Raw genomic sequence first — 26,940 nt, 5'->3', positions numbered from 1 at the left:
CGAGTGTCCTCGCCCTCCCGAAAGTCGAGACCCGTTCGGCGACGGCCGCACGAGAGCTCCGGGTGGGGCGAGGATGCCGCGCTGTGGAGTGGATTCACCACACGGTGCGGCGGATCGGCTCCCCGCACGGTCCGCCGCGCCGTGACACCGGTTTCCGTACGACCGCTTCCTCCGGAGCACCGATGCCGGTGCTGCCTCGTCGTCCAGCCGCCGTGGCGGTACACCGCGGCGGTGCACCCATGACCCTCCCCCTCCCGCTCCCCCAGTGGATGCGCCCACGTCCGCCCCACCTCCGCGCGTACGCCAACGCCCGCCCGCCCAGGGTGAGTTCGTCTGGTCGTGCCGCCGAAGGCCGGGGGCTGGTGCGGACGAGACGGGGATGTCCGGAGGAGGAGGCGGCGGCAGCGACGACGGATACGCGGAGTGGGCGGGCGCCACGGCGGAAGAGGGGCGCGGTGGGGGCGGTGGGGTACGGGCGGGGGAGAGCGGGTGTGGGAGGGGTAGGGGGAGGGGCGGGGCGGCGGCGGGCCGTCGGGGCCCGTCGCCGCCCCGGATGCTCTTCTCCGGGCGGGGTCAGGTGGTTTCGGAGAAGAGCGGCTTCAGGGTCGGCCAGCGGTCGGCCTTCGCGAAGACGGGGAGGGTGCCGAGGGGTGCCGGGTGCTCTCGTACGCGTCCGCCGGTGATCTGCTCGCCGGTCCAGACGTCGGTCCATTCGCCGGTGGGGAGGAACACGGTGCGGTGGGTGGCGCCGGGTTCGGTGACGGGGGCGACGAGGAGCGCTGAGCCGAGCAGGTAGTGGTCCTGGTGGTCCCAGACGCGCGGGTCGTCGGGGTACTCGAAGAACAGGCCGCGCATCAGCGGTTTGTTCTCGGCGAGGCCGGTGCGGGTCTCGGTCGCCAGGTAGGGGATGAGGCGTTCGCGGAGCTGGGCGTAGCGGCGGAAGGTGTCGAGGACGGTGGGGTCTCCGGTGCGTTCGGCGATGTTCCAGGGGGTGCGGTCGCGTCGTGGCTGGCGGTGGTGGTTGTACTCGGAGTGGTACTGCATCACGGGGACGAAGGTGGAGAACTCCGTTGCGCGGATGAACAGTTCGGCGCTGGGCACGTCGCCGGAGAAGCCCGCGAGGTCCCAGCCCCAGTAGACGATGCCGCAGGCGGACGCGGTGATGCCCGCGGTGATGGAGTGGCGGTAGGCGTCCCAGGTGGAGTCCTCGTCGCCGGCCCAGAATGCGCCGGCGGTCTGCGAGCCGGTGAATCCGGCGCGGCTGAAGGTGACCGGGGCCTTGCCGCTGTCGCGGAGCAACTGCCCGTAGGCGCGGGGGTACTGGACAGGGAACAGGTTGTTCGTCTCGTCGCCGTGGGTGCCGTCGGCGTAGCGGAGGTCGGCGCCCCAGGCGTGTTCGCCGCCGTCGGTCTTGAAGCCGTCGACGCCGATCTCGTCGACGAGGTAGCGGCGTTTGGCGAGCCACCAGTCGCGGGCCTCAGGGTTGGTGAGGTCGGGCATGAGGGCGAGGGGGAACCACCAGCCGCGGTTGCGGTAGGGGCGGGCGCCGTCCGACTCCCGGACGGCGTAGTCGCGTTCGACCATGGTGCGGGCGTCGGCGGCGGCCTGTCCGGTGGGGTGGGGGCGGGTCTTCATCAGGGGGATCTGCCACAGCAGGACCTTGATGCCGCGGGCGTGCAGGGTGTCGACCATGCCGCGGGGGTCGGGCCAGGCGCCGTCGGCGGGGAAGGTGAAGTCGGCGAGTTGGTGGGGGGCGCCGTCCTCGTGGACGGGGTACTGGGCGTCGCGGAAGGCGGTGAAGGTGGACTCGTCGCTCCACGCCTCGATGACGAGCGCGCGGACGGGGATGTCGGTGTCGCGGTGGCGGTCCATCTCGGCCATGACGCGGGCCTGGGTGTTCCACTCGTTGCCGCTGGCCCAGAGGCCGAACACCCAGTCGGGGAGTTCCTCGGGGCGGCCCACGTCGTCGAGGAAGGCGCCGAGCACCTCGTGGGGGGCACCGGGGTGGCCGCGGGTGTCGAGGGCGCCGTCGGGGCCGACCTCCGCTTCGATCCACAGCAGGTCGTGGTCGGTGGCGGCCACGTCGTACCAGGTGCGCCGGGAGGTCCGGACGTGGAAGCCCCAGTCGGCGCCCTGGCCCGCGATGACGAACGCGAAGGGCATCGGCAGGTAGGTGCGGGTGGTGTGGCCCTGTCCCTTGTACTGCTCGAAGACCTGCGCGTCGAGGGTGCCGCCGCGCTGGTCGACGGCGTGGTAGCGCTCGCCGAAGCCGACGACGTGTTCCGCCGCGGTGAGGGTCAGCGCGAACCGGACCCGGAGGGCGCGGCCGTCGGCGGCGGTCAGGGTGCGGGCGCTGCCGGGCAGGTACCGGTCGGCGGCGGGGCCGCTCAGGGTCAGGGCGGGGGCGCCCTCCCGCCAGGTGGCGGGGGCGACGGTGTGCCAGCGGGTGGAGCGGGTGCGGCCGTCGCTGTGGGTGGCGGTGAACCGGTAGCGGGCGGAGCCGCCGGCGGGGAGCGGCGTGGGCCGTACGACCCAGCGGTGGCGGCCGCGTCCGGCGCCGGAGGCGGCGGCCGCCAGGTGGCTGTCGCCGGCGCCGCCGACGTCTCCTTCGGTGTCGGACGTCTCGATGGTGGCGGGGAGTTCGGTGACGGTGCCGTCGTGTTCCCAGGCGCAGACGACGGTGGTGACGTCCGGTCCGGTGGAGGCGCGTAGCTCGAACGGTTCTCCCGCGTGGGGGGTGGCGGGTACGCGCTGGTCGTCGGTGGGTTGGTAGGCGTGGCCGGAGCCGTGGGGGCGGTGGCGGATCACGGGGTGGCTCCCAGTTCGTCGGCGAGGATGAGGTACATGGCGTGCGACCACAGCAGGGGGGTGGCGTTGGGGCCCCAGCGCGTCTCCCACTCGGGGAGGCGGCGGGGGGCCTGGAGCCGTACGTCCGGGGCCTGTTCGGGGAGCAGGTGGTCGGCGGTGGCCTGGGCGGCGATCCAGTCGAGTTCGCGGCGGGCGTCGTCGGTGCGGCCGGTGCGGGCGTAGTGCCAGCCGAGGAATCCGGCGAGTACGGGCCACTGGCCGCCGCCGTAGAAGGTGTCGCCGAGGTAGCGGTAGACGCCGCCGCCGGGCTGTACGACGTCGAGTTCGAGGGCGTGCAGGGTGGCCGCCGCGACGGGTCCGTCGGCTGGGACGTTGCCGAAGGGTGTCAGGCAGGCCAGGAGGCTTCCGTCGACCTGTTTGCTGCCCAGCCACTTCGCGAGGTGGCCGTCGTACGTGCCGCGTTCGCGTATGAGGGTGTCGATGGCGTCGATGGTGTGGCCGCAGCGCGTGTCTTCGGCGAGGCCCGCGGCGCGGACCGCGTGCAGGCCGCCGCGGATCGCTCCGAGGGTGCCGCCGTGGGTCTGTTCGCGGTACTCCTCCCACCAGTCGTAGCAGGGGGTGGCCCAGGTGGCGGTGAGGTAGTCGACGGTGAGCCGCACGGCCTCGCGGTAGGGCGTGGCGTCCCGTCCGTGCCGGGTGAGGTGTTCAGTGAGGGCCCACAACCAGGTGCCGTAGCCGTCGAGTTGGAAGTCCCACCAGCCGACGTCGCCGGTGTCGTCGCCGTCGAGGGTGTAGCGGGTGGGCAGGTGGTCGCTCTCGGTGGGCTGTTGACCGGCGCGCACGGTGGTGACCAGGCGCTCGATGCGGGCGGCGCGGTCGGTGATGACCTTCGCGGTCCAGCGGTGGAAGGCGTCGGCGCTCTCGGGGGCTCCGGCGCGGGAGGTGGCCTCGGCGGTGAACGAGCCGTCGCGCAGCCACGAGTAGCGGTAGACCTCGTAGGTGGGGCAGGCAGGGTAGGCGCCGGACGGGGCCTGGTTACCGGTGATCACGTCGAGGCTGGCGCGCAGCAGCGCCGGGTGGTCGGGAGCGTGCGGGGTGGGCACGGGGGGTCTCCTGGAGGTGGTGCGTTCGTACGGTTCGGGGGGCCGGCCGTCGCGGTGGTCGGTCCGGTGCGGGGCCGGTCGGGTGCGCGGCCGGTCGGGTGCGGGGCCGGTGGGGTTGGGGTGCCGGGCGGCCCCGGGCGGCGGCCGGTTCGGAGGCCGGGGCCGGGGGTCGGGGGTCAGTCCCGCGCGGGATGGGTCTGGTTGGGGAGTCGGAGGGGGTGACTGGGCACGGCGTCAGTCCGCTTCGGGGTCGAGGAGCGGCTGGATCTCGGCGGCGGCCTTGCTGAGCGCCTTCTCGGGTGTGGTGGATCCGAGGATGACGGCGTCGAGTTGGCGCGTGAGGATGTCGGAGATCCGTGCGTGGTTGACGAGTTGGGGGCTGGGGGCCACGTCCTTGAGGGCGTCGAAGACGGCCGCCCGTCCGGCGGGTGGGGTTTCCGCCTCGTACTTCCTCCGCAGGGTGGGGCTGGTGGCCGGGGACAGCTCCCAGGAGGTGTCGATGCGGAGTTGGGCGACCTCGTCGGAGGTCGTCAGGTAGTGCATCCAGCGCCAGGCGGCGTCCGCGTTCCGGGACTGGCTGGAGAGGGCGAGGGTGTTCTGGAAGACGGAGTTGGCCCGGCGGTCGCGGGTGGCGGCGGGTTCGAGGACGACGTCCCAGTCCTTCAGGCCGGAGTCGGCGACAGCGGGGAAGAACCAGGAGCCGGTGTGCCACATGCCGAGCTTGCCGTCGGTGAAGAGTTTGGTGTCGTAGTCGGTGGTGCCGCCCATCTGTGCCTGGGTCGGCATGGTGGAACCCACCTTGTTCGTCAGCCACTTCACGGTGGCGACGCCCTCGGGGCTGTCGAAGGCGACCTTGGTGCCGTCCTTCGACAGGAAGCGTCCGCCGCGTTGTACGAGGGCCTTGGTGAACTCCAGGTAGGAGGCGTGCTGGAAGTCTCCGAAGACGCCGCCGCCCAGTGCCCTGATCTTCTCGGCGGCGCGCTGTTCGTCCTTCCAGGTCCAGTCGGCCGTGGGGTGGGCGACTCCGGCCCGGTCGAACAACTCCTTGTTGTAGAAGAGGAGTTCGGTGGAGAAGCTGGACGGCAGTCCGTACTGCGTGCCCCGGTAGGTGAACGCGGAGAGGGACGAGTTGGTGAAGTGCCGTGCCACGCGGTCTTTTTCGACGCGGTCGTCGAGGTCGGCGAGGGCGCCGGAGTCTGCGTAGGTGGCGAAGTTGTCCTGGTTGAGTTCGAAGACGTCCGGTGCGGTGCCACCGGCCACGCTGGTCTGGAGTTTGGTGAAGTACTGGTCGAACGGGGCGGTCTGGACGCGGACGTCGATGTCCGGGTGGTCCGCTTCGAAGGACTTCTCCAGTGTGGCCAGGTCCTTGAGGTGGTCGGGGGCGGCGGAGAACGTCATGTAGTGGACGATGCGGCGGCCGTCGTCGGCGCGGGAGCGGGTCGCGGAGCCCTGGGTGCAGCCCGCGACGAGGGCGGCGGCGGTCAGCAGGGGGATCGCCAGGCGCCAGGTCCGCGCGGAGGCCAGGGTGTTGGGGCCGGTCATCGGGGGCCTCCCTACTTCAGTCCGGTGGTGGCGATGGAGCGGACGACGTGCTTCTGCGCCGCGAGGTACAGCAGCAGCATCGGGATGACGCTGATCACCGAGCCCGCCATCACGATGTTCCACTCGGTGGTGAACTGGCCCTGGAGGGCGGAGAGTCCGAGCGGCAGCGTGAACAGCTCCGGGGAGCGGGTGACGACCAGCGGCCACAGGAAGTTGTTCCAGGAGGCCATGAACCCGAAGACGGTGAAGGTGGCGAGCGCCGGGCGTACCAGCGGCAGGACCACGGTCCACAGGATCCGCATCGGTCCCGCGCCGTCGACGAGCGCCGCCTCCTCCAGTTCGCGCGGCACGGTGAGCATGGCCTGCCGGATCAGGAAGGTGCCGAAGGCGGACGCGAGTCCGGGCAGCATGATCCCGGCGTAGGTGTCGATGAGGCCGAGCTGCTTCATCTCCACGAACAGCGGGACCAGCAGCACCTGTTGGGGAATCATCATGGTGGCCAGGTACAGCGTGAAGAGGGTCTCGCGGCCGCGGAAGGTGAAGCGGGCGAAGGCGTAGGCGGCGAGGGTGCTGGTCACCAGCTGCGCGAGGGTCGAGACGACGGAGATCCAGACGGAGTTGCCCAGGATCCGCCAGAACGGCATGGCGTCGTCGAGCCGCCCGAAGGCACCGGTGGTCAGGTCGCCGAAGCGGGGTGCCGAGCCCAGGGACCCGTCGGGCTGGAAGGCCGTGAGCACCATCCACGCGAACGGGAACAGCATGCACAGCGCGCCGACGGTGAGTGCGGCGGTGGCGAGCGCGCCGCCCAGCGGGTGCCGGCGCCGCCCGTCGCGGCGGGTGCCGGGCGCCGGGTCCGGGGTGGTCGGCGGGGGGATCGTGGCCGTCATCGGGGGTCCACCACCTTGCGCTGAATCCGGGACTGGACCAGCGAGACGACGAGGATCACCACGAACAGCACCCAGCTGAGCGCGCTCGCGTAGCCGATCTTCCCGTAGCGGAAGGAGTTGTCGTACACGGCGGAGACCACCGTCGTGGTGGCGCCCGCCGGGCCGCCGCCGGTCATGACGAATACCTGGTCGAACACCTGGAAGCCGTTGATCAGGGAGATCATCACGACGAACAGGGTGGACGGGGCGAGCAGCGGGAACGTGACGTGGCGGAAGCGCTGCCAGGCGCTGGCCCCGTCGACGCGCGCCGCCTCGTACACGCTGGCCGGGATGGTCTGGAGGCCCGCCAGCAGGATCACCATGACGAAGCCGAGGTCCTTCCACGCGGACGCGAGGATCACCGACGGCATCGCCCAGTCCGGGTCGGTCCACCAGCCCGGCCCGTCGACCCCGAACCAGCCCAGAACGGCGTTGAGGGCACCGGAGTTCGGGTTGAGGATCCACTTCCAGACGAGCGCGACGACGACCCAACTCGTCACCACGGGAAGGAAGTAGACGCCGCGCAGCAGATCGCGGCCGCGCAGGGCCCGGTTGAGGCCCAGCGCGATCAGCAGCCCGCCGACGTAGACGATCGGCAGGTAACCGACCACGTAGAACAGGGTGTTGCGGAACGCCTTCCAGGTGGCGGCGTCCGTCAGCACGTCCCGGTAGTTGTCCAGGCCCGTCCACCGCATGGGCTTGAGCAGGTTCCAGTCGTGGAGGCTTATCCACAGGGAGCCCAGCATCGGCCCGATGACGAACGCCAGCAGCAGTACCAGGCTGGGCGCCAGCAGCAGCGCGAGCAGCGCCGCTTTGCGGGGACCGGCCAGCGTGTTCACCGTGCGCCGCCCTCGACGGCGCGCCCCATCCGGGCGCGGACCGCGTCCGCCGGGCCGACGCCGTGGTCGGCCGCGTGGAACGGAGCGGACAGCACGACGGCGGCGGCGCCCCGCGCCCACGCCTGGTCGTCCCAGTCGTCCGTGACCACGTCCAGGCCGTGCGCGGGACGGAACAGGTGGCCGCGGAGCGCCGGTTCGAAGCCGTCACGCAGATAGGGCCACAGCGCCACGCCCTCCCCCGTGACGACGACGGCGCCCGGATCCAGGACGTTGGCGACGCCCGCGAGGGTGCGGCCCAGCAGACGGCCCGCGCCGCGCAGCACCTCCAGGGCGGCGCTCTCCCCCGCCTCGGCGAGCGCGGCCAGCGCGTGCGGGGTGTCGCCCGCCTCCAGCAGGCCGTGTTCGGTGGCGGTCCGCACCAGTCCGTCGAAGCCCAGGTACGCCTCCAGGCAGCCCCGGTTGCCGCAGCGGCACCGCCGCCCGTTCTCGGTGACCGGGACGTGGCCGATCTCGCCCGCGGCGCCGGTGGCCCCGCGCCGCACCGACCCGCCGTCGACGACGGCGAGGCCGATGCCGTAGCCGAGCGTGAGCACGAGGAAGTCGTCGCGGCCCCGGCCGTGCCCGTACAGCAGTTGGGCGGCGCCCACCGTGTTCACGTCGTTGTCGACCAGGACCGGCAGGCCGAGCGCGCGGGACAGGGTGCGGCCGAGCGGCAGCGCCCGCCAGCCGAGGACCGGCGAGTCGACGATGCCGTCGGAGTCGACCCGGCCCGGCATCCCCACCCCGACCCCCATCAGCGGTGCGCTGCCCGGAGGTTGGGCGGCCTCCGGCGCGAGCAGCGCCACCAGCTGGTCGGCGGCCTGGTCGTCGAGGGCGTCGAAGTCGTACGTGACGCTCCGGGTGACCGACCCGTCCAGCGTCACGTGCACCACCGTCACGTGGTCCGGGGCGACCTTGACGCCCAGCGCGCGCCCGGCGTCGGCGACGATCGACAGCCGTATGGCGGGCCGTCCCCCCTCGGACGGCACCGAGTCGGTCTCGGCGATCAGTCCCTCGGCCAGCAGCCGCTTGGTGATCTGGGTGACGGTGGCCGGACTGAGATCCAGCTGCCGGGCGATCTCCACCCGGCTCAGCGGACCACTCCGCCCGAGCAACGCGAGAACCGCCGTACGGGAGAGGCCGCGGGGCGCGGCGTGGGCAGCGGACGGCACGGACCGCACACCCCCTTTCTGAACGAACCTTCGGGACGGGCCCCGTGAACGGACCCCGTGGACGGACTATCTGGACGGGCCGCGTGGACGGACTGTCTGGACGGGCCGCGTGGACGGGCTCTCGGCGCTGGCGTCAGCTCCAGCGCCGACGGCTGGCCGAGACCGGACCGGTGACCTGAGCACCCGCGCCGGTGGCGTGAGGCCCCGGGCCGGTGGCCGGAAGACCCAGGTCGGTACCTGGAGGACTAATCGGGCCGGCGGCGGGGCTGAGGCTGAGGAGGCGCAGGGCATGCATTAAATTTTGCGGCTAAATTTAGAGACAACATAAAGGGTTGCGCGGTGCCCGTCAACGCCAGTGAGAGCCAGGACACCCGGGACACCGACCGCGAGGAGCGCGATGGGATCGCGAAGCAGGACGGGACGGGACGGGCGGAGCGGGCGGGACGCGCGGGGACGGCGGGACGGACGCGCGGGACGCGCGGGGACGGACGAAGCGGGCGGGACGCACGGGGACGGGCGGAGCGGAAGCGCGGCGGGCGGGGCACCGCTGGGAGACGAGAGCGGTGCTGCCGCTTCAGAGCACTCCTCTCCTCTCGGATCAGCGCTCTCCGTCATGAGGAGGCCCCCGGTTCTCAGACCACCGGTTCACCCGGCCCCCTCTCCGCATGGCCCGCCCGCCCCCTCTGCGCACCGCCCCGCGTGCCCGCTTTCCGCATGGCCCCCTCGTGCCCGCTCTCCGCACGGCCTCCGCTCCACCCCGCCCCAGCCCCCCTGCTCCACCCCGTCCCCCTCCCCGCTCCCGCCCCTTCAGCAGGACGGGAGCGGCTGACCTGGCCACGTCGAGGCCCACCGGAGGTGGCCCCGGATCGCGGGGCGACGCGGTGGGCGTCGGAACCGGGCCACCGTCCTGCGCCGGGCTACGTTCAGGCGCCGCACGACGACCCGGAGACCTCTCGCCGCACCGGGCCAGTCCATGGGGTGCGGCGGCGCGGGGTGGCCGATCTCGCGGGCCTGGTGGTGGCAGTGCCCGTGGCCGGGCTCCGGACCGTGATCACCGGCGCGCTCGTGTTCCGGGGGGTGCTCGGCACCGCCGCCTCGCGCGGGTCCGGCGCCGTCGGGCTGCTCGCCGGGACGGTCACTGTCGTCGCCCTCGCCCCGGCCTTCCCCTCCGGGGTCGCGGGTCCGCGCGAGGAACCACGTCGAGAGGCCGGGGTGGGCGCGCGCCTCGGGTGGGCCGGACTGGTCCAGCCGGGCTGGCCGGGTGCGGTGGACGCGTGGGGGCGGTGTGCTGGGCATACGCTCTCCGGGCTCTGTGGTCGCCACGTGACGCGCGGACGCGTGACGGCGTGAGACGGATGGTTTGGGGATGGCTGGTGAGTGGTGTCACCAAGATCCAAAAAGTGCACCTTAGGGGCGTTGTGCACGAAGCGCGCCGCTCGCGGGCGCCGCGTCGCCCGTCCCGCCCAGGCACGTGCCCTGACTGGGCCAGCCCCCTCGTACGCGGCACGCCAGCGCCCCGAACAGCGACCAGCGCCTCCGCCCACACCCCCACCCACGCCCAGGCTCAGGCCCAGGCCCAGGCCCAGGCCAGTGGCTGAGGCTGGGCACCGGGCCAGGCCGGGCCTGGAAAGCGGTCGGCGGCAGGGGCAGCGGACAGGGCGGCCGACCGGGGCGGCGGGCCGGGGACGGCTCGGGTGGTGCCGGTGGGGGTGAGGAGAGGGGGTGTGACGTGGGTGATGGGGGAGGCGGTGGCGACAGTACGGGCGATCAGCGGGCAGGCTGGGGGCATGGCTCAGGCAGGGGATCTGGAGAAGGCGCTGCGCGGCACGGTGCGCGGCGAGGTCGAGTTCGACGCGGGCAGCCGCGCGCTGATGACGATGGACGCGTCCAACTACCGGCGGGTGCCCGTCGGGGTGGTGGCGCCCCGGGACGACGCGGACGTCGCCGCCGCGCTCGCCGTGTGCCGCGAGCACGAGGTGCCGGTGGTCGCGCGGGGCGCGGGTACGTCGATCGCGGGGCAGGCCACGGGGGTCGGGGTGGTCCTCGACTTCACCCGGCACATGCGGACGATCGAGCGGATCGATCCGGAGAGTCGCACCGCAGTGGTCCAACCGGGCGTCGTGCTGGACGAGTTGCGGGACGCGGCGGCGCGGTACGGGCTGACGTTCGGCCCGGACCCGTCAACGCACAGCCGCTGCACGCTCGGCGGGATGATCGGCAACAACTCGTGTGGCTCGCACTCGGTCGCCTGGGGAACCACGGCGGACAACGTGCGGGAGCTGGAGGCCCTGACGTACAGCGGGGTGCCGACGGTGCTGGGGCCCGGCGGGGCGGGTGTGCCGGACTGGCTGCGGGACGGGACCTCACGCATGGTGGCGACCGAACTGGCCAGGCTGCGCACTGGGTTTCCCGAACTCCCGCGCCGTATCTCGGGTTACGCGCTGGACGCGCTGCTGCCGGAGAACGGGGAGGACTGGTCGCGCGCCTTCACCGGCAGCGAGGGCACGTTGGGGGTGCTGACGCGGGCGACGGTCGGGCTGGTGCCGGTGCCCGGCGCCCGGGTGCTGGCGGTGCTGGGCTATCCGGACGAGAGCGCGGCGGCCGAAGCGGCCCCGGGCGTCCTGCCGTTCGGCCCACTGACGGTGGAGGGGATGGCCAACGACCTGGTGGGGGACGCCGCTCGGGCTTCGCTGCCCCGGGGCGGAGCGTGGCTGTTCGTCGAGGTGGGCGGGGCGGACGCGGCCGAAGCCCGGGCGAACGCCGAGGAGTTGTGCCGCCGGGTAGCCGACGGCACGACCGACCACATGCTGGTGACGGATCCGGTGGGGCAGCGGGCGCTGTGGCGGGTGCGGGAGGACGCCTCGGGCACGGCGACGCGGATGCGGGACGGCAGCGAGGCGTGGCCGGGTTGGGAGGACTGTGCGGTGCCGCCCGCCCGACTCGGCGCGTACCTAAGGGACTTCAGGACCCTGTTGGGTGAGTACGGGCTGCGGGGGCTGCCGTACGGGCACTTCGGGGACGGCTGTATTCACGTGCGGATCGACTTCGATCTGCTGAGCGCCGACGGTATCCAGCGTTTCCGGGACTTCAGCTACGACCTGGCCGACGTGGTGGTGCGGCACGGCGGTTCGCTCTCCGGTGAGCACGGGGACGGGCAGGCGCGGGCCGAGCTGCTGCCGAAGATGTACGGCACGGAGATGATCGGGCTGTTCAACCGGTTCAAGGATCTCTGGGATCCGGCGGGCGGACTCAACCCGGGCATGCTGGTGCGGCCGGACCGGGTGGACGACAACCTGCGTTTCGGCTCGCTCCCCCGGACACCCGTCGACGTGGAGTTCCAGTACCCGTATGACGGCGGGGACTTCAGCGCGGCGGTACGGCGCTGTGTGGGGGTCGCCAAGTGCCGTAATCCCACAGCGGGTTCGGGTGTCATGTGTCCCTCGTTCCGGGCGACCGGAGAGGAGAAGCACTCGACGCGCGGCCGGGCGCGGCTGCTGCACGAGATGCTCGCCGGCGAGGTCGTGCGGGACGGCTGGCGCTCCGAGGAGGTGCGGGACGCGCTGGACCTCTGCCTGTCCTGCAAGGGCTGCCGCAGCGACTGTCCGGTGGGGGTCGACATGGCCACCTACAAGGCGGAGTTCCTGCACCACCACTACGAGGGCAGGCGCCGTCCGATGGCGCACTACGCGCTGGGCAGGCTGCCTCAGTGGCTGCGGCTGGCGGCGGCGAGCCGGATGGTGCCGTTGCTCAACGCGGGGGCCCGGGTGGGGCCGTTGGCGGCGGTCGCGAAGCGGCTCGGCGGGATCGCTCCGGAACGGGACATCCCGGCGTTGCCCCACCGGTCGTTCGTCCGCTGGTGGCGTGCGCAGCCGGGCCGGAGCACGGCCGGGGACGGGCAGCGGATCGTGCTGTGGCCGGACACCTTCACCAACTACCTGTCGCCGGAGGCGGGTTCGGCCGCCGTGGCGGTGCTGCGGGACGCGGGACTGCGGATCGCGGTGCCGCCCAAGCAGGTGTGCTGCGGTCTGACGTACGTCTCGACGGGCCAACTGGACCAGGCGCGGGCGGTGATGCGCCGCACGCTGGACCGGGTGGAACCGGCGCTGGACGCCGGGTTGCCGATCACGGTGCTGGAGCCGCCGTGTGCCGCCGCGTTGAAGACGGACCTGCCGGAACTCCTGGGCGACGACCCACGGGCGGAGCGGCTGGCGCGGTCGGTGCGCACCTTCGCGGAGACGCTGGAGGAGTTCGCGCCGGACTGGCGGCCGCCGTTCGTGGACCGGCCGGTGGCCGGGCAGACGCACTGCCACCAGCACGCCGTGCTGGGTGACGCGGCGGAACGTCGGCTACGTGAACAGGCGGGGCTGACCGGTTCGTTGAGCACGGGCTGCTGTGGTCTGGCGGGCAACTTCGGTTTCGAGAAGGGGCACTACGAGGTGGCCGCCGCCTGTGCGGAGGAGCAGCTGCTGCCCTCGGTGCGGGAGGCCGCTCCGGGGACGGAACTCCTCGCGGACGGCTACTCCTGCCGTACGCAGCTGGAGCAGATGGGCGGTTTCCGCAGCAGGCATCTGGCGGAGGTGCTGGCCGAGGCGCTGGAGCACGGGGTGCGGCGCTCCACCGTGCGGCAGCCGGACGGTTGTTGTGGCGGCGGAGACGACGGCTGCGCCACGGACCACGCCAACGGCGGTGGCGGTGGCTGCGGTTCGGGCGGAGGCTGCGGCTGCGGTTCACAGTCGGGTGGCTCGGGGTCGGGCGGCTCGGGGGCGGGCGGGGGCTGTGCCTGTCAGCCCCCGTCGGACGGACCGGCGGGCGCCCCCCGGAGCTGAGACGGACGGGGCGGGCTGGTCGGCCTCGGTCCCGGCCGACAGTCCCCCCGCCCCGTCGCCTCATCCCGCCTCGTCGACTCGCCCTGCCTCGTCGACTCGCCCCGACTCGGCGCCTGATCACGGCTCGGCGGGGAGGCTCGGGTCGCGGTGGGTGCCCCCACCGCGACCCGCCCCACAGTGCCCCGGGTCACCGAGGATCCCCGGGTTCTCGGGTGCCGGTCCGCCACGCCCCCGGGGCACCGGTCCTCGGGCGGACTCCGCACACCGGGCTGCTCCCCCAGCCATCCCCCCGGGCCCGCCCATCCCCCGGACCCATCCGTCCCCCGGGGTTCACCCACCCCTCGGTTCACCGGCCGGACCTGGCCGGATGCGGCCAGGTCCGGCCTTCCCGTCCCCACGGGCCGGACCCCCGGGTCTGGCAACCCGGGTGAGCGACGGGGCCGAGCCCCGAGGCGGGTGCGTGTGGCCGGGCTCCGCCCGGGCCGAGCGCGCGACCCGGGCCGTGCCAGCCCGGGTCAGGCCATGTCAGGGCAACTCCTGGCAGGCCGACCCATGTCAGGCCGGGTCACGGTGAGTTGGGGGTGAACGGGTCCGGTGCGTGACCCGTCCCCGGACGAGCGGCGGTTGGACTCATCCCACGTTCAGGACGAAGTCGAAGGCCGCGTCCACGGAGCCGCCGTTGTTGGTGACGTCCATCAACAGCCGCGCGTCGTAGATCGGGTCGCTGCCGTTGCCGGGCTCGCCGGGGAAGTACAGCTGGGTTGTCAGGATGGGCTGCCCCGGGGCCTGCACCTTGACGTGCAGGTGCCGGGTGCGGCCCGGATAGAGACCGGGGACGACGGTGGTCAGCTGGAAGCCGCCGTCCGCCGAGGTGAACTGGTGGCCACGGAACCGGTATCCGACGTTGTCGTAGTTGCCCTGCGGGTCGGCCTGCCAGAAGTCCAGCAGAACGTCCGCGAGTGGCTGGCAGTTGACGCCGTAGACCAGGCCGGTCAGCGTCATCGGGGTGCCGCCGCCCTCCGAGATGTCCGACCGCTCGGGGGAGTTCGGCTTGAAGTACGGGCCTTCCATCTGCGGCGGCGTCGGGTCGTCTCCGTCGTCGCAGGTGGGGGTGGGGTCGAGGGTTCGCTTTTCCCCCACGCGTTCTCTGGCGAGCGCGGGCACTCCGCTGCCCAGCAGCACGGCGGCGGGGGCCGCGAACACGGCGGCGCGCAGCACGCTCTTGCGGGTGATGTCCGAGCGGCCGGGTGCGGGGTCCGGGGTCGCCGGGGTGCTGGCGTGTTCCGGGGTCTCCGGGGTCTTCTCGCCTTCCACGGTGCTCTCCTTGGCGTCGTGACGTTGTGGGGTGGTGTGGCGTGTTGAGAGCGCGACCGGCCGGACGCGGAGCGGCGCACGGTCCGACCACCGGTGACCTGCGCACCGGTGGCGGGGGCGGCACCGCCTGGAAGCGGAACTGACGCTATGCGGACGGCTCGGCACCGTCGATGGACAGAGCACCGGCACCGTGGTGTTTTCCTGCGGCGGGCGGCCGCCGCCGGTGTCAGGTCGCGGAGGCGCGGCGGAACTCGCCTGGGCTGACGCCTACTTCGCGGCGGAAGAAGCGGCAGAAGTACGCGGCGTCCTCGAACCCGACCTCGCGTCCGACCCGGGCGACGGTCAGCTCGGTACTGCTCAGCAACCGTTTGGCTTCGAGTACCTGGGCGTGCCGGATGAGCTGGCCCGGAGTGCGTCCGGTGGCCGCCTTCACCGCTTCGTGCAACCTGCCGGTGGAGACGCCGAGTTCGGCGGCCCAGGCGCCGACGGAGCGTTCGGCGGCGGCGCCTGGACGGCCCAGCGAGCTGGTGAAGCGGTGGGCGAGGTCGGCGTCGCCGCGCCCCGCGTCGGCCGGTGTCGCGAGGCCCGCCCCGGGGAGTGGCCCGGGCACGGGTCCGGCGGCGTCGACGGCCTCGGCGGGGGCGGGCAGCCGGGACGCGAGGACCAGCAGGACGTGCAGGTACGCCTGGAGTACCGACACCATCTCCGGTCGCCGCTCGGCGTATTCGCGGCGGATGCGGGTCACGACCTCCGCGATGTCCACGGCGCTCCGGCCGGTCAGCCGGGGAGTGAGGCGCCCGCCGAGGGCGTGGAGCAGTTCGCGGTCGCCGGGGTGGGCCAGCAGGAAGGCGTCGTCGAACACCAGGACCCAGCCGGTCAGATCGCGTACCTCGTTCCAGAAGTGCACCTGTCCGGGGGCGATGACGCAGAGTTGGGGTGGTGCGAGCGGCCAGCCGCGCAGGTCGACGACGTGGCGTCCCCGGCCGCCGGTGACGTGGACGATCTCGTAGAAGGTGTGCCGGTGCGGGAAGTCGGCGCGGGACATCGGCCCCAGCGTCTCGAACGAGCCGATGGCGAAGGGGAGTACGTGCGGTGCCGGTACGTCCAGCCGGTGCAGCGGCACCGTGGTGTGCCAGCGTTCCAGTACGTCGCCGACCAGCTCGACCATGGCTCCTCCGCTTCGTCCACCGCCGTGACGCGGGCCTCCCGCCGCACGTGCGCCACCCGGCCCGTGCCCGCCCGGGTCCCGTGCCCGTCCGGGTTCCGTGTGCGTCCGGGTCCGTGTGCGTCGTCCCGGGGTACGGGTCAGCGCTTCCCTACCCCGGCCCCATACGTCTACCCGTCGATGGTGCGGACCAATGACGGGACGCGGTGACGGCTCGGCGGCCCGCCTGAGCGCCCCGGCACCGGGCGACGGATGGGGCAGGTGGGACGGTTGCCCCTCCTGGCCTGGGATGTCACCCTCTGGACGTCCGGAGACCGCCCGCGACGACCGCCGCCCGGGCGCGCTCCGGCGGCCCCGGCCGCCCGTCACGCGACGGCGCGCCACAGGAGGTGGAAGGTGGAGGAGACCGGTGGCTGACCCGAAGCCCGTACTCGACGATCTGCGCGCCGAGGGCGCCGAGTTGGACACGCTGGTGGCCGGACTCGACCGCGACGACTGGCGGCGTCCCACCGCCGCGCCGGGCTGGAGCGTGGCCCACCAGGTCGCCCATCTCGCCTGGACCGACCAGCAGTCGCTGATGGCGGCCCGCGACACCGACGCCTTCCAGCGGGCCGTGGAGCGCGCCATCGCCTCCCCGGACACCTTCGTCGACGAGGCGGCAGAGGCGGGCGCCCGGCTCCCGGTGGACGGACTGCTGCGCGGCTGGCGCGCCGGTCGGGCCGAACTGCTGGACGTCCTCGCCACCTACCCGCCCGGCCAGCGCATGCCGTGGTACGGCCCGCCGATGAGCCCCACCTCGGTGGCCACCGGCAGGCTGATGGAGACCTGGGCGCACGGCGAGGACATCGCCGACACCTTCGGCCTGCGCCGCCCCGTGACGCGCCGCCTGCGCCACGTCGTCCACATCGGCGTGCGCACCCGCGACTTCGCGTACGCGGCACACGGGCTGACGCCGCCCCCGCAGCCGTTCCGCGTCGAAATCACGGGCCCCGACGGCGAGTTGTGGGCCCACGGGCCGGAGGAGGCCACACAGCGAGTGACCGGCCCCGCGTACGACTTCTGCCGCCTGGTCACCCAGCGAACGCACCGCGCGGACACCGACGTCCGGGCGGAGGGCGACGAGGCGGAGCGGTGGCTCGGCATCGCCCAGTCCTTCGCCGGTCCACCCGGCCCCGGCCGCGCCCCCTCCGCCGACGCCGCTGGCAACTGACCGCCACCGGGCGCTGGTTCACGGCCCGACGCCCCCGTCATCCCGCCGGGCGCCACTCCCCGCTCACATCCGGCGCCCCCGACCCTGCGACCCAGCCCGGCGGCTCACACCCGACCGGGCACACCCGGCGGCGCACGCCGGGAGGCTCCCCCCTGGCGGCGCACCGAACCCCGAACACAGGCCGCGCGGACGGAGATTGGAGACGGGGGGTCACCAGAGGCGGTCGATCGACCCCGGGTACAGCGCGACGCGGGCGTGCGCGAAGCTGCTCCGGGAGCGGCGCGCCGCCGCCGAGAAGAAGCCCGCCATCGTCACCTTGTCGAAGCCCGGCTGGTCGCTGGGGAACGGCGCGAGGGGGGTGCCGCCCAGCAGGACCGTGCCGGGCAGCGGCTCCCAGCCCGCCCGCTCGTAGAAGCCCTGGAGTGGCCGGTCGCAGGTGAACAGGCCCAGGTCGAGCGCGGAAGCGGCCATCTCCCGCCGCGCGGCGGCCACCAGTCGGCCGCCGTATCCCCGGCCGCGCTCGGCCCGCGCCGTGACGACGGTGCTCAGGCCGCCCGCCAGAAAGCGGCGGCCGTCGTGCGTGAACGTGGTGGTCAGCACGTCCAGCGCCGCCACCACCCGCCCGCCGACGGGCACCGCGGACCCGGCCACGCCACCGGCCCCGTCAGCGCCCGCGCCCTCACTCACGTCCACCGAACCCCGGAAAGTCACCGAGGCCCCGGAGCCCACCGAACCCGCGGACCCCACCGAACCCGCGGACCCCACCGAATCGGCGGGCTCCACCGAATCGGCGGGCTCCAGGGCCCGTTCGGGCTCCACGAGCAGCATCGAGCGGGGTGCCAGCGCGGGGTCGTGCACGGGCGCCACGTCCCCGCCCGGTGGTTCCTCACCCCCGGGCTCCGGCCAGACCTCCCGTTGCAGCCGCCGCACCTGCGCGCGCAAGCCGGACGGCGTCACCGCCTCCGGACACCTCACCACCCACATCCGCCCATTGTCGCCATCCCACTCCCACCCGCCCTCGGGCCGGGGCATCGCCGGTGAAGGGGGTGGCCACGCGCGGCGGGATGGGGTGCCGGTGTGGCGGCACGCGGCGGCACCCGGACGGGCGGAGGCGGCGCCCAGGACGCCGACGGTCCGCCGGTTCCGCGCGCCGCCATCGCGGGCGCCACCCCGGGGCCGCCGTCACGGGGGCCGCCATCGGGGCCTGTCGCGAGGGGCCGCCGGTATCGTTCCGGCTGAGTGCCGGGGGACGCCGGTACCGGCCACCGGCCCGGCCGGTCGTGGCAGCCCGGGGACCGGAGGCACCGGCCGCCACTCGTGCCGCCGCCCGATCCGGGGCGCGGCGCCGTCTGCGGGCGATGGAGCGGAACCATGAGACTGCGCCAGCTTGAGTACTTCGTGGCGATCGCCGACCTGGGGTCGATGCGCCGGGCGGCGGAGACGCTCTTCGTGGCGCAGCCGTCCCTGTCCAACCAGATCGCGGCGCTGGAGCGGGAGGTCGGCGGCGCCTTGTTGCACCGGCAGCCCCGCGGGGTCACGCTGACGCCCGCGGGCCGGGTGTTCCTCCGGGAGGCGCGGCGGACCCTGGCCGCGGCGGAGCGGGCCAAGCGGTCGGCGAGCCTGGCACTCGGTGGCGAGCAGGGGGACGTGCGGTTCGCCACGGTCCTGTCGGTCGCCGCCGGGCTCGTCCCGCCCGCGTTGCTGACCTGGCGCGGGCGCCATCCCGAAGCACACGCCTACCTGCACGAGTACCGCAGTTCGCAGGAGCTGGAGCGGTCGACGCTCCAGGGTCTGCACGACTTCGCCGTGGGGCCGAAGCCGACCGCCGTGTTCGAGGTGACGGAGTTCGTCGGCACCGAGGAGTTCGTCGTCGTCCTGCCGGAGGGCGATCCGCTGCTGGACGCGGCGACGGTCGACATCGCGACGCTCGGGGACCGGCCGTGGGTGCGCTACGACCGGGAGCACGGGCTGTCGAGCACGCTCGACGAGGTGTTCGCGGCGGCGGGCATCGCCCCGGAGGGGGCCGCCTCGACCCGGCAGACCGATGTGGCCGTACGCCTGGCGACGGTCGGGCTCGGTCCCGCCCTGGTTCCGGACAACACCGTCCCGCCGCCGTTCCGCCGCTTCGCCCGGTCGATGTCCACGCCGCTGCTGCGGGAGCTGTACCTCTACTCCCCGACGCCGATTCCGGTTCTGGGCCGGTCCCTCCTCACGATGCTGCGGAGGGTGTGCGAGAAGCGATAGTTGGTCGCTATCGGAAGCACCATAAATCAAGAACTAGTGGCTATCTCAGGGCGTTGACCTGGCTGGCGACGTGATCGCCTCCGGTTTCAGCGGCTGGAGTGAGAGCCTGAAGCAGGAGTTCCGGGACAACGCCTACAACCGGGTCATCGGCTCGACCGTGCTGTCCGAGACAGACCGGGTGCGCGTCTGGCACATCGAGGTGCCGCCCGGCGAACGGCTACCCGCCCACCGGCACGATCTCGACTACTTCTGGACGGCGCTGCGCGACGGCGTCTCCGTCCAGCACGTCGACGACGGCACCACCCGCAGGGTGAGCTACCGCGCGGGCGACACCCGGCACTTCGTCTTCCGTGACGGTGCCTACCTGCTGCACGACCTGGTCAACGACGGGGACACCCCCCTGGAGTTCCTCACCGTCGAGCACCTGGACTGAGCAGCACCTCCGGTTCTCCCCGTTCCCCGACTCCCCCGCTTCCCGACTCCCCCGCTCCACGCTCTCCGACCCCCCGTTCGACGCGGCGCGCTCACCCCCGCCGCACCGCGTCCCCACATCGCAGCGCGTCGCGCCACCCGCCGCGCCACGCCTCCGCACCCCGCCGCAGCGCGTCACCGACCGCGGCGCATCACCACGTGACCGCGTCAACGCGTAACCGACCGCGTCGCGTCAATGGCCGCGTCACGCCATCCCCACCGATTCGCGCCCGCCCCGCCATCCGGCGTCCCGCGCTCACCCCGCCGCGCGGGGACGTCCGAGGGTTCGCCTCCCTCGCCCGGTGCGGCGCGGTCCTCCCCTCCCCGTCCCCACAGCCCTGTTGGTGGTGTCTCCATGACGAGTTCCGCTGAACCCGTGACCTCACATCGCCGGGTGCTGACCGCCACCACGGTCGGTACGACCCTTGAGTGGTTCGACTTCGCGCTCTACGGAGCGCTGGCCGGCGTCGTCTTCCCGCACGTGTTCTTCCCCGACTCCGCTCCCGCGATCGGTGTCATCCAGTCGTTCGCCACGTTCGGTGTCGGCTTCCTGGCCCGCCCGCTCGGTGCCGCCTTCTTCGCGCGCATGGCCGACAGCGCGGGCCGGAAGAAGGCGATGGTGGTGTCGCTGATGCTGATGGGCGGGGTGTCCCTGGCGATAGCCTGCCTGCCCGGATACGAGACGATCGGCGTCGCCGCACCGGTCGGGCTGGTCCTGCTCCGCTTCCTCCAGGGCTTCTGCCTCGGCGGGGAGGCCAGTTCCGCGCAGGTGATGGCGCTGGAGTACGCGCCCGACGGCCGTCGCGGCTTCTACGGCGCCATGGTCAACTTCGGCAATCCGCTCGGCCAGGTGATCGTCTCGGTGTTCATGCTCACCGCGGCGGCCGCGCTCGGTGAGGACGCCCTCAAGGACTGGGGTTGGCGGCTGCCGTTCGTGGCGGGTGCGCTGATCGCGGTGGTCGGCTACTTCATCCGCAGGAACGTCGAGGAGTCCCCGGTCTTCATCGAGGCGAGCCAGGTCGGTGCCCGGACTCGGCGCCCGCTGGCGCGGGTCTTCCGGACCCAGCGTGGCACCGTCATCCGGCTCATCCTGGTGTGGCTGCCGAACACGTTCCTCAGCTACGTCGTGAGCACCTACGCGCTGGCGTACATCAGCAACGACCTGGACATGTCCAGTTCCGTCACCTTCGGTCTGGTCCTCGCGCTGAACCTGTGCGGTCTCGGGCTGATCCCGCTCGGCGGCTCGCTCTCCGACCGCCTCGGCCGCAAGCGCGTCCTGTTCTGCACCATGGCGGCCTCGCTGGGCGGTTCGCTGGCGCTCTTCCCCCTGCTCGACACCCGGAACACCCCGCTGATGCTGCTGGCCATGCTCCTGAGCCAGGGCTGCCAGTTCCTGTCGGTCGGGGTGATGGCGGCGTTCTTCGCGGAGCCCTTCCCCACCGCGGTGCGCTACTCGGGCCACGCCGCCGTCTACACCCTCAACAACCTGATCGCCGGGTCCACCGCGCCGTTCGTCGCCGCTCTCCTGCTGTCGACGACCGGCACCACCTGGAGCGTCGTGGGCGTCCTGGCCGTCCTCTACGGCGTCGGGATCGCGTCGATGGCGACGCTCCCGGAGACCCGGTGGAACCGGTTCGCCTCCAACCACGGCGTGGAGGACGACGACGCCCCGCCCACCGAGGAGGCCCCCGTCACCGCCCCGGCGGCGCGCTGAGCCCCGCCCGTGCCGTCCGCCCCGGCGGCGCGCTGACCCCGGCCCGGTCCCTCCGCCCCCCGCGCCCACGGCCAGCCCGGCCCGGAATCCCGCCCGTACCGGGCCCCGTCCGCCCGGGAATCCCGCCCGTACCGTCCACACCACCCGTCCCCGTCCCCGTCCAGTCCCCGTCCCTGTCCCCGTCCCGTCCTCTCCCCCGTCCCCCTCTCCCCCGAAGGAAGGCACCACCATGGAAGCTGTGATCAAGTCCGGCCCGCACCCCGGCATCGAGGTCGCCGACGTACCCGAACCGTCCCCCGGCCCGGGCGAGGTCCTCGTCGAGGTGGAGTCGGCGTCCGTGTGCGGCACCGACTACACCCTCGCCGACTGGGCTCCGGGCGCCGCGAACTGGGGCAGCCCCTTCCCGCTGACGATGGGCCACGAGTACTGCGGCACCGTCGTCGGGGTCGGTGAGGGCGTCACCGCCGTCCGCGCCGGGCAGCGGATAGCCGGGGAGTCGCACGTGTCCTGCGGCGATTGCGCGGCCTGCCGCCGGGACGCACGGCACAACTGCCTCCACATCTCCATCCCCGGCGTCAACCGCGACGGTGCCTTCGCGCCCCGGGTGGCCGTGCCCGAGTCCGCCTGCTTCGCCCTCGCGGACGGCATCGGCCCGGAGGCGGTGCTGTTCGAGTCCGCGGGGGTGGCGATGCACGCCATCGAGCAGGCCGGGAACGTCGAGGACCGCACCGTGGTCATCACGGGCGCGGGCCCGGTCGGGCTGTTCCTCATCGCCGAACTCCGCGCCCTCGGCGTGGGTGAGGTGCTGGTCCTGGAGCCCAACGCGGCCCGCCGCGAGCGCGCGGCGGCGGAGGGGGCGGTCACCTACTCCGCCGAGCAGGCGCGCGACCTGGTCGAGCACTGCCGCCGCGCGGGGGCGCTGGGCGGCGCGGAGATCGGATTCGAGGTGTCCGGCGCGCCCCCCGCCTACGAGACGGTCTTCGAGGCCCTCGGCCTGGAGTCCACCCTGATCTCGGTCGGCCACACCTCCGGCCCCGTCCCCGTGAACATCTCGCGGGACGTGAACCTCCGCGTCCTCAACTGGAAGGGCGTCTACGGGCGGCGGATCTGGAGCAGTTGGGAGAAGCTCCAGGACCTGGTGCTGTCCGGCCAGGTGGACCTGGCCTCGTTCCTGGAGGGCACGGTGAAGGTGAACGAACTGCCGGACCAGCTCGACGCCGTCCGGCGGCTGCCCGGAAAGGTCATGGTGCGGCCGTGACGGCCGCCGTCCCCCCGCCTCCGGGCGCGGCCGGGCCGGGGTCCGGCTCCCCGCCGAGGCTCGCGTTCGTGCACACCGTCCCGGCGCTGGCGCCCGTCTTCGAGGACCTGGCGGCGTCGTCGCTGCCGGGAGTGGCCACCCGGCACCTCGTCGACGAGGACCTGCTCAGCACGGCCACCGCCGTCCCCGGGCTGGACTTCGACCGCACCGTGACGCGGCTCCAGCACCACGTGGACACCGCCCTGGACGAGGGCGCGTCCGCCGTCGTGGTCACCTGCTCGACGATGGGACCGGCCACCGACGTGGTCGCCGCCACCCGGGACGTGCCGGTCATCCGGATCGACCGGCCGATGGCCCGGCAGGCGGTCCGCCACCGACGGGTCGGGGTCATCGCGACGCTGGAGAGCAACCGGGCCGCGAGCCGCGCCGTCATCGAGGACACCGCGACGGCGGAGGGACGGACCGTCCAGGTCGAGGACCGGCTCTGCGCCGACGCCTTCGACCTGCTGCGGGCGGGCGACCAGGCCGGGCACGACCAGGCCATCCGGGAGGCCGCCGCCACGCTGGCCCCCTCGGTCGACGTACTGGTGCTGGCGCAGGCGTCCATGGCGGGAGCGGCCATCGAACTCGACCTGGACGTCCCCGTGTTGACCAGTCCGGCGGCCACGGTCGCGGAGGCCGGGACCGCGCTCGGACAGCCTCGCGCGGGCGCGCGGCCACCGCGCGGCACCGCCGTCTCCCAACTGCGGATCTACCGCATCCGGCCGGGACTGATGGACGCCTGGCTGCCCTTCTTCCACCGGACCCTGGTCCCGCTGCACCACCTGGTGGGCATCACCGTGCCCGCCGCGTGGACCAACCCGCACGACGCGGAGGAGTTCGTGTGGATACGGCAGTTCGAGTCCCTGGACACGGTGACCGCGCAGGAGGAGGAGTTCTTCTCCACACCCGCCCGCGTGGCCCTCGGGGACGTGCGGGGACGCTACGTCGCCTCGCACGAGGTCCGGCTCCTCCACCCCAGCCCGCCGACGATCCCGTAGCCACCGAACGGTACGAGACGGCGTGGAACGGGACGGGGCACGCCGGGAAACGGGACGCGCCGGAGGCGGGAGCGGAGGCGTGTGGGGGGTGGGGCGGCTCGGGCCCACGTCTCCGGACCCGCCGGAAGGCCGCCCCAACGCCCCCTCCCCACCGCGCACTTGGGTCCTTGGCTCCTACTCCTCCGGCTCGGGGGTAGTGATGCCGAGGTCGATCCGCATGACGCGCCGCATCCGCCAGAGGGGGTACCACAGATCGTCCAGACCCTCCCAGCCGGTGGACAGGTCCTCGCCCTCCCGCACGGTGCCCTCGTCCAGACGCTTCACCAGGGCGTACAGCGACCCGAGACGGTGGTTGGCGGCACTGGCGGCCGGGGCCACCGAGTCCGGCAGCACCATCTGCGCCTCAGCGTGACGCAGCCGGTGGTCCCGATGCGCCCGGTCCAGATCCGACCGCGACTCCTCCGGACGGTCTTACGCGGGGATGTGGGCGCGCACCATGAGCGTGCCCAGGTTCCCCGCTTCCGGGGCATCGAGGACACGGGCGTCCACGTCGGTGAAGCCGTGCCGCTTGAGGATGTCCGCCCACGTCTCGGGGGCGTACTGCCAGCGCCGTACCGTCAGTTCGCGCTCCCGCCCTTCGAGCCACTTGCCCCGCATCCGCTGCGGGCCGTGGGAACCGGTGACCGGTTCGGCCTGCGAGAACGCGAAGACCCCGCCGGGGGCCAGTCGCTTGAAGACGCACGGGAACAGGTCCTCGGGGTCCGTGAACCAGACGGCCCCCCATACCGAGTAGATCGCGTCGTACTCCCCAGGGGTCGATGAGAGGTAGGCGCACGCCTCGCCCCGGACGAACGACAGCCCGGGGGTCTCTGCCCACCAGGCGCGGGCCCGCTCGACCTGCACGGAGGAGAAGTCGACCCCGGTCACCTCAACGCCCCGATGGGCCAGGTGGGCGGCTTCCTTGCCCTCCGCCGGCCCGAGCTCCAGCGCGTCGCGGGGGTGGCCGAGGACTTCGGCACCGGGCCCGTGCCCGGCGTACTGCGTCCAGTCGAACCGCTCGGCCCGCGGCGCCGGCTGGATGCCCTCGCCTTTGTAGGGCTTGTACTTGTCCCAGTACTCGGCCGGTGTCATGGGCGCGTGGGACATGAAGCTCCTCGGGAGGGTGGAGTGACCGGTGTCCATTGAGCCGAGCACGGTATCGGTGCTTCCTCCCGCGCGTGGTCGAATGACACCACCTCACCCGGACGCACGCGAAGAGGCCCGGGAGCGTTCGCGACGCCCCCGGGCTCGACCGTTTCAGATCAGTGGCAGTTCGACCCCGGACTGCACGGCCCGCACTTGCCGTAGTCGCGCTCCCAGAGCTTCCAGTCCACGTCGAAGCCCGCGTCCGCGACGATCTGTGCGGTGCGCTCCACCGAGCCGTCGTACTTGAACTCGATCTCCGGAACGTGCTCCAGGAACTTCCCGTCAAAGTGCTCCGCGCAGAACTCGCGGTAGTTCTTCGTGTCCAGGATGAAGACGTGAACCGCCAGGTCGACCAGCCGACCGCAGCACATCTCCAGACCCTGGCCCCACTTCTCCATGGCGGTGATGAGGTACGAGACGGCCGCACCGAACAGCCGGTTGGCCATCACCTCGTCCACGGGGTGATCCCGCATCAGGAGCCGGATCTCCCGGTCCCACACGTCGCGCTTCACGTACGCTCGCGGGTCGCGGACGTGGGTCTCCACTACTGCTGTCATGGTGTCCTCCGTGACGTCGTCGGGGCCTGCCACCCGGAGCGGGCCCGTACTCGAACCACACCACCGGCCGACCGCGAGCAGTGGTCAATTGCCGTGTCATGCAGGCCATTTGCAGAACCCGCACGCGCCATCGACGCCCCTTCGCGTGGTCGCTACCGTGGATTGGCCCGGCCCCGGCCAGTGGGAGGCGCGATGCGCACCATGGACCCGCTGTGGAGCTCCGCCGAAGCCCGTGGACACGTCGACCGCCAGAACCCCGGAGCGCTCATCCGCATGGGCCGCGTCAGCCGGGGATCGCGGCAAGCCGACCTCGGCGCACGGCTCGGCTGCTCGGCCTCGACCGTTTCCCGAATGGAGCAACGGGGCAGCCGAACAGCTGACGTGCATCTCCTGCGCCTGGCCGCCCGGGAGGTGGGCATCCCGACGAAAGTCCTAGGTGCGGCACTCGGATTGGGGGGATTCCAAGCCACTAGAGTTGCGTCGGCCGGTCCACATCGCGCCGAGGAGGACCCCATGCGCCGCCGCACACTGCTCGCAGCCGCCGGGCTCGCGGCCCCCGCCCAACTCCTCACGGGCGTGGACGACGCCTTGGCGAGTATGCCCGCGCCGACTGGCTCGGCGGTCCCCCTGGACACCCGCATGGCGAGGGCGCGGGCCTTCTTCGACGCCGGCGAGCACACCGCTCTGCTGGAGGTGCTGCCGGGCCTGCTCGCCGACGCCCACGAAGGCGCTCAGTCCCGTACCGACCTCGCACACGCCCGGCTCTCGGCCTGCTACAGCCTGGCCGCTCAAGTGCTAGTGAAGATTGGGCGATACGACCGGGCGCGCCTCACCGCCGACCGTGCCACCGTGTACGCGGACCTGTCCGGCTCTCCCTTGGTGGCTGCGGCGGCCGCCCGAGAACTGAGCATCGTCCTACGCCACCAGGACCAGGCAGCCGCCGCGCAGCGCCTCATTCTTGACGCCGTGACCAAGATCGAGGCCACTGGCCTCACGACCCCGGCTCAAGCGGCGGCGTACGCACAGATGCTGTGCACCACCTCCTACACCGCGGCTCGGGCAGGGGGCCGTGACCAGGCACAGGCCATGATTCACGAAGCCTCCAGGGCCGCACGCCGCCTCCCGCGGCAGGCCCCGGCCGGGCGTCTGTTCCCCCTCACCCCAGCCGCCGTCGACCTCTACGCAGTCGGCGTTCACTGGGCGCTCGGCGACGCCGGGGCCGCCTTGAAAGCCGGTCGCGCACTGCGTGCGGATCAGTTCCCAACGGCCGAACGCAAAGGGCGAATGCACACCGACCTCGGCCGGGCATGGTGGCAGTGGGGCAAGCCGGAGCAGACCGCACACGAACTACTCTCGGCCCTACGCGTCTCGCCGGGTGAGGTCCGCGACCGCCCGGCAATCCGGCAGATCGTCAGCGACCTGTCCACGCGGCACCCGAGGGCGAGCGGCGTCCGGGAGCTCGCCACAGCGACCGGTGTTCGCAACTGATCGCCACCGACCGTCTCGACAAACGGCCGGCGCGGGTTC

At 73.0% G+C, this 26,940-nt stretch carries 21 protein-coding genes; 9 read left to right on the top strand and 12 right to left on the bottom strand.

The genetic code is table 11. The annotated features are described in order from the left end of the window. Window positions 1–573: 573 nt before the first annotated feature. From E0L36_RS20715 to E0L36_RS20690, 6 genes are all read right to left on the bottom strand, one after another. Complete coding sequence (locus tag E0L36_RS20715) at window positions 574–2,808, bottom strand: TIM-barrel domain-containing protein (RefSeq protein ID WP_180930616.1); 2,235 nt, start codon at window positions 2,806–2,808, stop codon at window positions 574–576. After that, window positions 2,805–3,911 carry a glycoside hydrolase family 15 protein gene (locus tag E0L36_RS20710; protein WP_180930615.1) on the bottom strand — a complete coding sequence of 369 codons (1,107 nt, stop codon included), beginning with the start codon at window positions 3,909–3,911 and terminating at the stop codon, window positions 2,805–2,807. The genes E0L36_RS20715 and E0L36_RS20710 overlap by 4 nt, the downstream gene beginning before the upstream one ends. A 234-nt stretch (window positions 3,912–4,145) precedes the next feature. Further along, complete coding sequence (locus E0L36_RS20705; RefSeq protein WP_180930614.1) at window positions 4,146–5,453, bottom strand: sugar ABC transporter substrate-binding protein; 1,308 nt, start codon at window positions 5,451–5,453, stop codon at window positions 4,146–4,148. A gap of 11 nt (window positions 5,454–5,464) precedes the next feature. Continuing rightward, window positions 5,465–6,340 (bottom strand): carbohydrate ABC transporter permease, encoded by an 876-nt coding sequence (locus E0L36_RS20700; RefSeq protein WP_180930613.1) that lies wholly within the window; start codon window positions 6,338–6,340, stop codon window positions 5,465–5,467. Then, window positions 6,337–7,218, bottom strand: a complete 882-nt coding sequence (locus tag E0L36_RS20695) for a carbohydrate ABC transporter permease (protein WP_219636846.1) — start codon at window positions 7,216–7,218, stop codon at window positions 6,337–6,339. Before E0L36_RS20695 ends, E0L36_RS20700 begins: the two co-directional genes overlap by 4 nt. Next, window positions 7,215–8,429 (bottom strand): ROK family transcriptional regulator, encoded by a 1,215-nt coding sequence (locus tag E0L36_RS20690; RefSeq protein WP_180930612.1) that lies wholly within the window; start codon window positions 8,427–8,429, stop codon window positions 7,215–7,217. Before E0L36_RS20690 ends, E0L36_RS20695 begins: the two co-directional genes overlap by 4 nt. Window positions 8,430–9,422: 993 nt before the next feature. Between E0L36_RS20690 and E0L36_RS20685 the strand changes: the two genes are divergently transcribed. Together E0L36_RS20685 and E0L36_RS20680 are read left to right on the top strand one after the other, a co-directional pair. Further along, entirely contained in the window at window positions 9,423–9,779 is a 357-nt protein-coding gene (locus tag E0L36_RS20685; protein WP_180930611.1) for a hypothetical protein, read from the top strand. A gap of 437 nt (window positions 9,780–10,216) precedes the next feature. Next, window positions 10,217–13,255: an FAD-binding and (Fe-S)-binding domain-containing protein gene (locus E0L36_RS20680; RefSeq protein ID WP_258016359.1), complete on the top strand. Its 3,039-nt coding sequence runs from the start codon at window positions 10,217–10,219 to the stop codon at window positions 13,253–13,255. 630 nt (window positions 13,256–13,885) lie between these two features. On the opposite strand, the gene E0L36_RS20675 is transcribed toward E0L36_RS20680, so the two are convergent. Both E0L36_RS20675 and E0L36_RS20670 read right to left on the bottom strand, forming a co-directional pair. Then, a complete protein-coding gene (locus E0L36_RS20675; RefSeq protein ID WP_180930610.1) occupies window positions 13,886–14,569 on the bottom strand; it encodes a dioxygenase in 684 nt (227 codons plus the stop codon). 226 nt (window positions 14,570–14,795) lie between these two features. Beyond that, window positions 14,796–15,737: an AraC family transcriptional regulator gene (locus E0L36_RS20670; protein WP_180930609.1), complete on the bottom strand. Its 942-nt coding sequence runs from the start codon at window positions 15,735–15,737 to the stop codon at window positions 14,796–14,798. Between the two features lie 406 nt (window positions 15,738–16,143). Between E0L36_RS20670 and E0L36_RS20665 the strand changes: the two genes are divergently transcribed. Continuing rightward, window positions 16,144–16,944: a TIGR03084 family metal-binding protein gene (locus tag E0L36_RS20665; protein ID WP_180930608.1), complete on the top strand. Its 801-nt coding sequence runs from the start codon at window positions 16,144–16,146 to the stop codon at window positions 16,942–16,944. Window positions 16,945–17,154: 210 nt separating this feature from the next. Here E0L36_RS20665 and E0L36_RS20660 read toward each other — a convergent pair whose 3' ends face one another. Next, window positions 17,155–17,901, bottom strand: coding sequence for a GNAT family N-acetyltransferase (locus E0L36_RS20660; protein ID WP_308416851.1), 747 nt, complete (start codon window positions 17,899–17,901; stop codon window positions 17,155–17,157). 414 nt (window positions 17,902–18,315) lie between these two features. On the opposite strand from E0L36_RS20660, the gene E0L36_RS20655 reads away from it, so the two are divergent. From E0L36_RS20655 to E0L36_RS20635, 5 genes are all read left to right on the top strand, one after another. Further along, window positions 18,316–19,188, top strand: a complete 873-nt coding sequence (locus E0L36_RS20655; protein ID WP_180930607.1) for a LysR family transcriptional regulator — start codon at window positions 18,316–18,318, stop codon at window positions 19,186–19,188. A gap of 70 nt (window positions 19,189–19,258) precedes the next feature. After that, window positions 19,259–19,621: a hypothetical protein gene (locus E0L36_RS20650; RefSeq protein WP_308416850.1), complete on the top strand. Its 363-nt coding sequence runs from the start codon at window positions 19,259–19,261 to the stop codon at window positions 19,619–19,621. Window positions 19,622–20,035: 414 nt separating this feature from the next. Next, entirely contained in the window at window positions 20,036–21,373 is a 1,338-nt protein-coding gene (locus tag E0L36_RS20645) for an MFS transporter (RefSeq protein WP_180930606.1), read from the top strand. Between the two features lie 229 nt (window positions 21,374–21,602). After that, entirely contained in the window at window positions 21,603–22,631 is a 1,029-nt protein-coding gene (locus tag E0L36_RS20640; protein WP_180930605.1) for a zinc-binding dehydrogenase, read from the top strand. Window positions 22,632–22,699: 68 nt separating this feature from the next. After that, window positions 22,700–23,671, top strand: a complete 972-nt coding sequence (locus E0L36_RS20635) for an aspartate/glutamate racemase family protein (RefSeq protein ID WP_180930604.1) — start codon at window positions 22,700–22,702, stop codon at window positions 23,669–23,671. Between the two features lie 174 nt (window positions 23,672–23,845). On the opposite strand, the gene E0L36_RS20630 is transcribed toward E0L36_RS20635, so the two are convergent. The 3 genes from E0L36_RS20630 to E0L36_RS20620 form a co-directional block, all read right to left on the bottom strand. Continuing rightward, window positions 23,846–24,067, bottom strand: a complete 222-nt coding sequence (locus tag E0L36_RS20630; RefSeq protein ID WP_180930603.1) for a hypothetical protein — start codon at window positions 24,065–24,067, stop codon at window positions 23,846–23,848. 75 nt (window positions 24,068–24,142) lie between these two features. Further along, complete coding sequence (locus tag E0L36_RS20625; RefSeq protein ID WP_180930602.1) at window positions 24,143–24,817, bottom strand: trans-aconitate 2-methyltransferase; 675 nt, start codon at window positions 24,815–24,817, stop codon at window positions 24,143–24,145. Window positions 24,818–24,972: 155 nt separating this feature from the next. Next, window positions 24,973–25,413, bottom strand: coding sequence for a hypothetical protein (locus E0L36_RS20620; protein ID WP_180930601.1), 441 nt, complete (start codon window positions 25,411–25,413; stop codon window positions 24,973–24,975). A gap of 192 nt (window positions 25,414–25,605) precedes the next feature. On the opposite strand from E0L36_RS20620, the gene E0L36_RS20615 reads away from it, so the two are divergent. Then, window positions 25,606–26,901, top strand: a complete 1,296-nt coding sequence (locus E0L36_RS20615) for a helix-turn-helix domain-containing protein (protein WP_180930600.1) — start codon at window positions 25,606–25,608, stop codon at window positions 26,899–26,901. Window positions 26,902–26,940: the final 39 nt, after the last annotated feature.

This window comes from Streptomyces sp. AJS327 (assembly GCF_013450295.1).
Taxonomy (GTDB): Bacteria; Actinomycetota; Actinomycetes; order Streptomycetales; family Streptomycetaceae; genus Streptomyces.
This window is presented reverse-complemented; position numbering and strand designations above follow the sequence as displayed.

Bases quoted from the DNA above. Each gene is read 5' to 3' on its own strand.
- E0L36_RS20705 (WP_180930614.1), bottom strand. From the start codon at position 5,453: ATGACCGGCCCCAACACCCTGGCCTCCGCGCGGACCTGGCGCCTGGCG.
- E0L36_RS20700 (WP_180930613.1), bottom strand. From the start codon at position 6,340: ATGACGGCCACGATCCCCCCGCCGACCACCCCGGACCCGGCGCCCGGC.
- E0L36_RS20680 (WP_258016359.1), top strand. From the start codon at position 10,217: ATGGCTCAGGCAGGGGATCTGGAGAAGGCGCTGCGCGGCACGGTGCGC.
- E0L36_RS20670 (WP_180930609.1), bottom strand. From the start codon at position 15,737: ATGGTCGAGCTGGTCGGCGACGTACTGGAACGCTGGCACACCACGGTG.
- E0L36_RS20655 (WP_180930607.1), top strand. From the start codon at position 18,316: ATGAGACTGCGCCAGCTTGAGTACTTCGTGGCGATCGCCGACCTGGGG.
- E0L36_RS20640 (WP_180930605.1), top strand. From the start codon at position 21,603: ATGGAAGCTGTGATCAAGTCCGGCCCGCACCCCGGCATCGAGGTCGCC.
- E0L36_RS20630 (WP_180930603.1), bottom strand. From the start codon at position 24,067: ATGGTGCTGCCGGACTCGGTGGCCCCGGCCGCCAGTGCCGCCAACCAC.
- E0L36_RS20625 (WP_180930602.1), bottom strand. From the start codon at position 24,817: ATGTCCCACGCGCCCATGACACCGGCCGAGTACTGGGACAAGTACAAG.
- E0L36_RS20620 (WP_180930601.1), bottom strand. From the start codon at position 25,413: ATGACAGCAGTAGTGGAGACCCACGTCCGCGACCCGCGAGCGTACGTG.
- E0L36_RS20615 (WP_180930600.1), top strand. From the start codon at position 25,606: ATGCGCACCATGGACCCGCTGTGGAGCTCCGCCGAAGCCCGTGGACAC.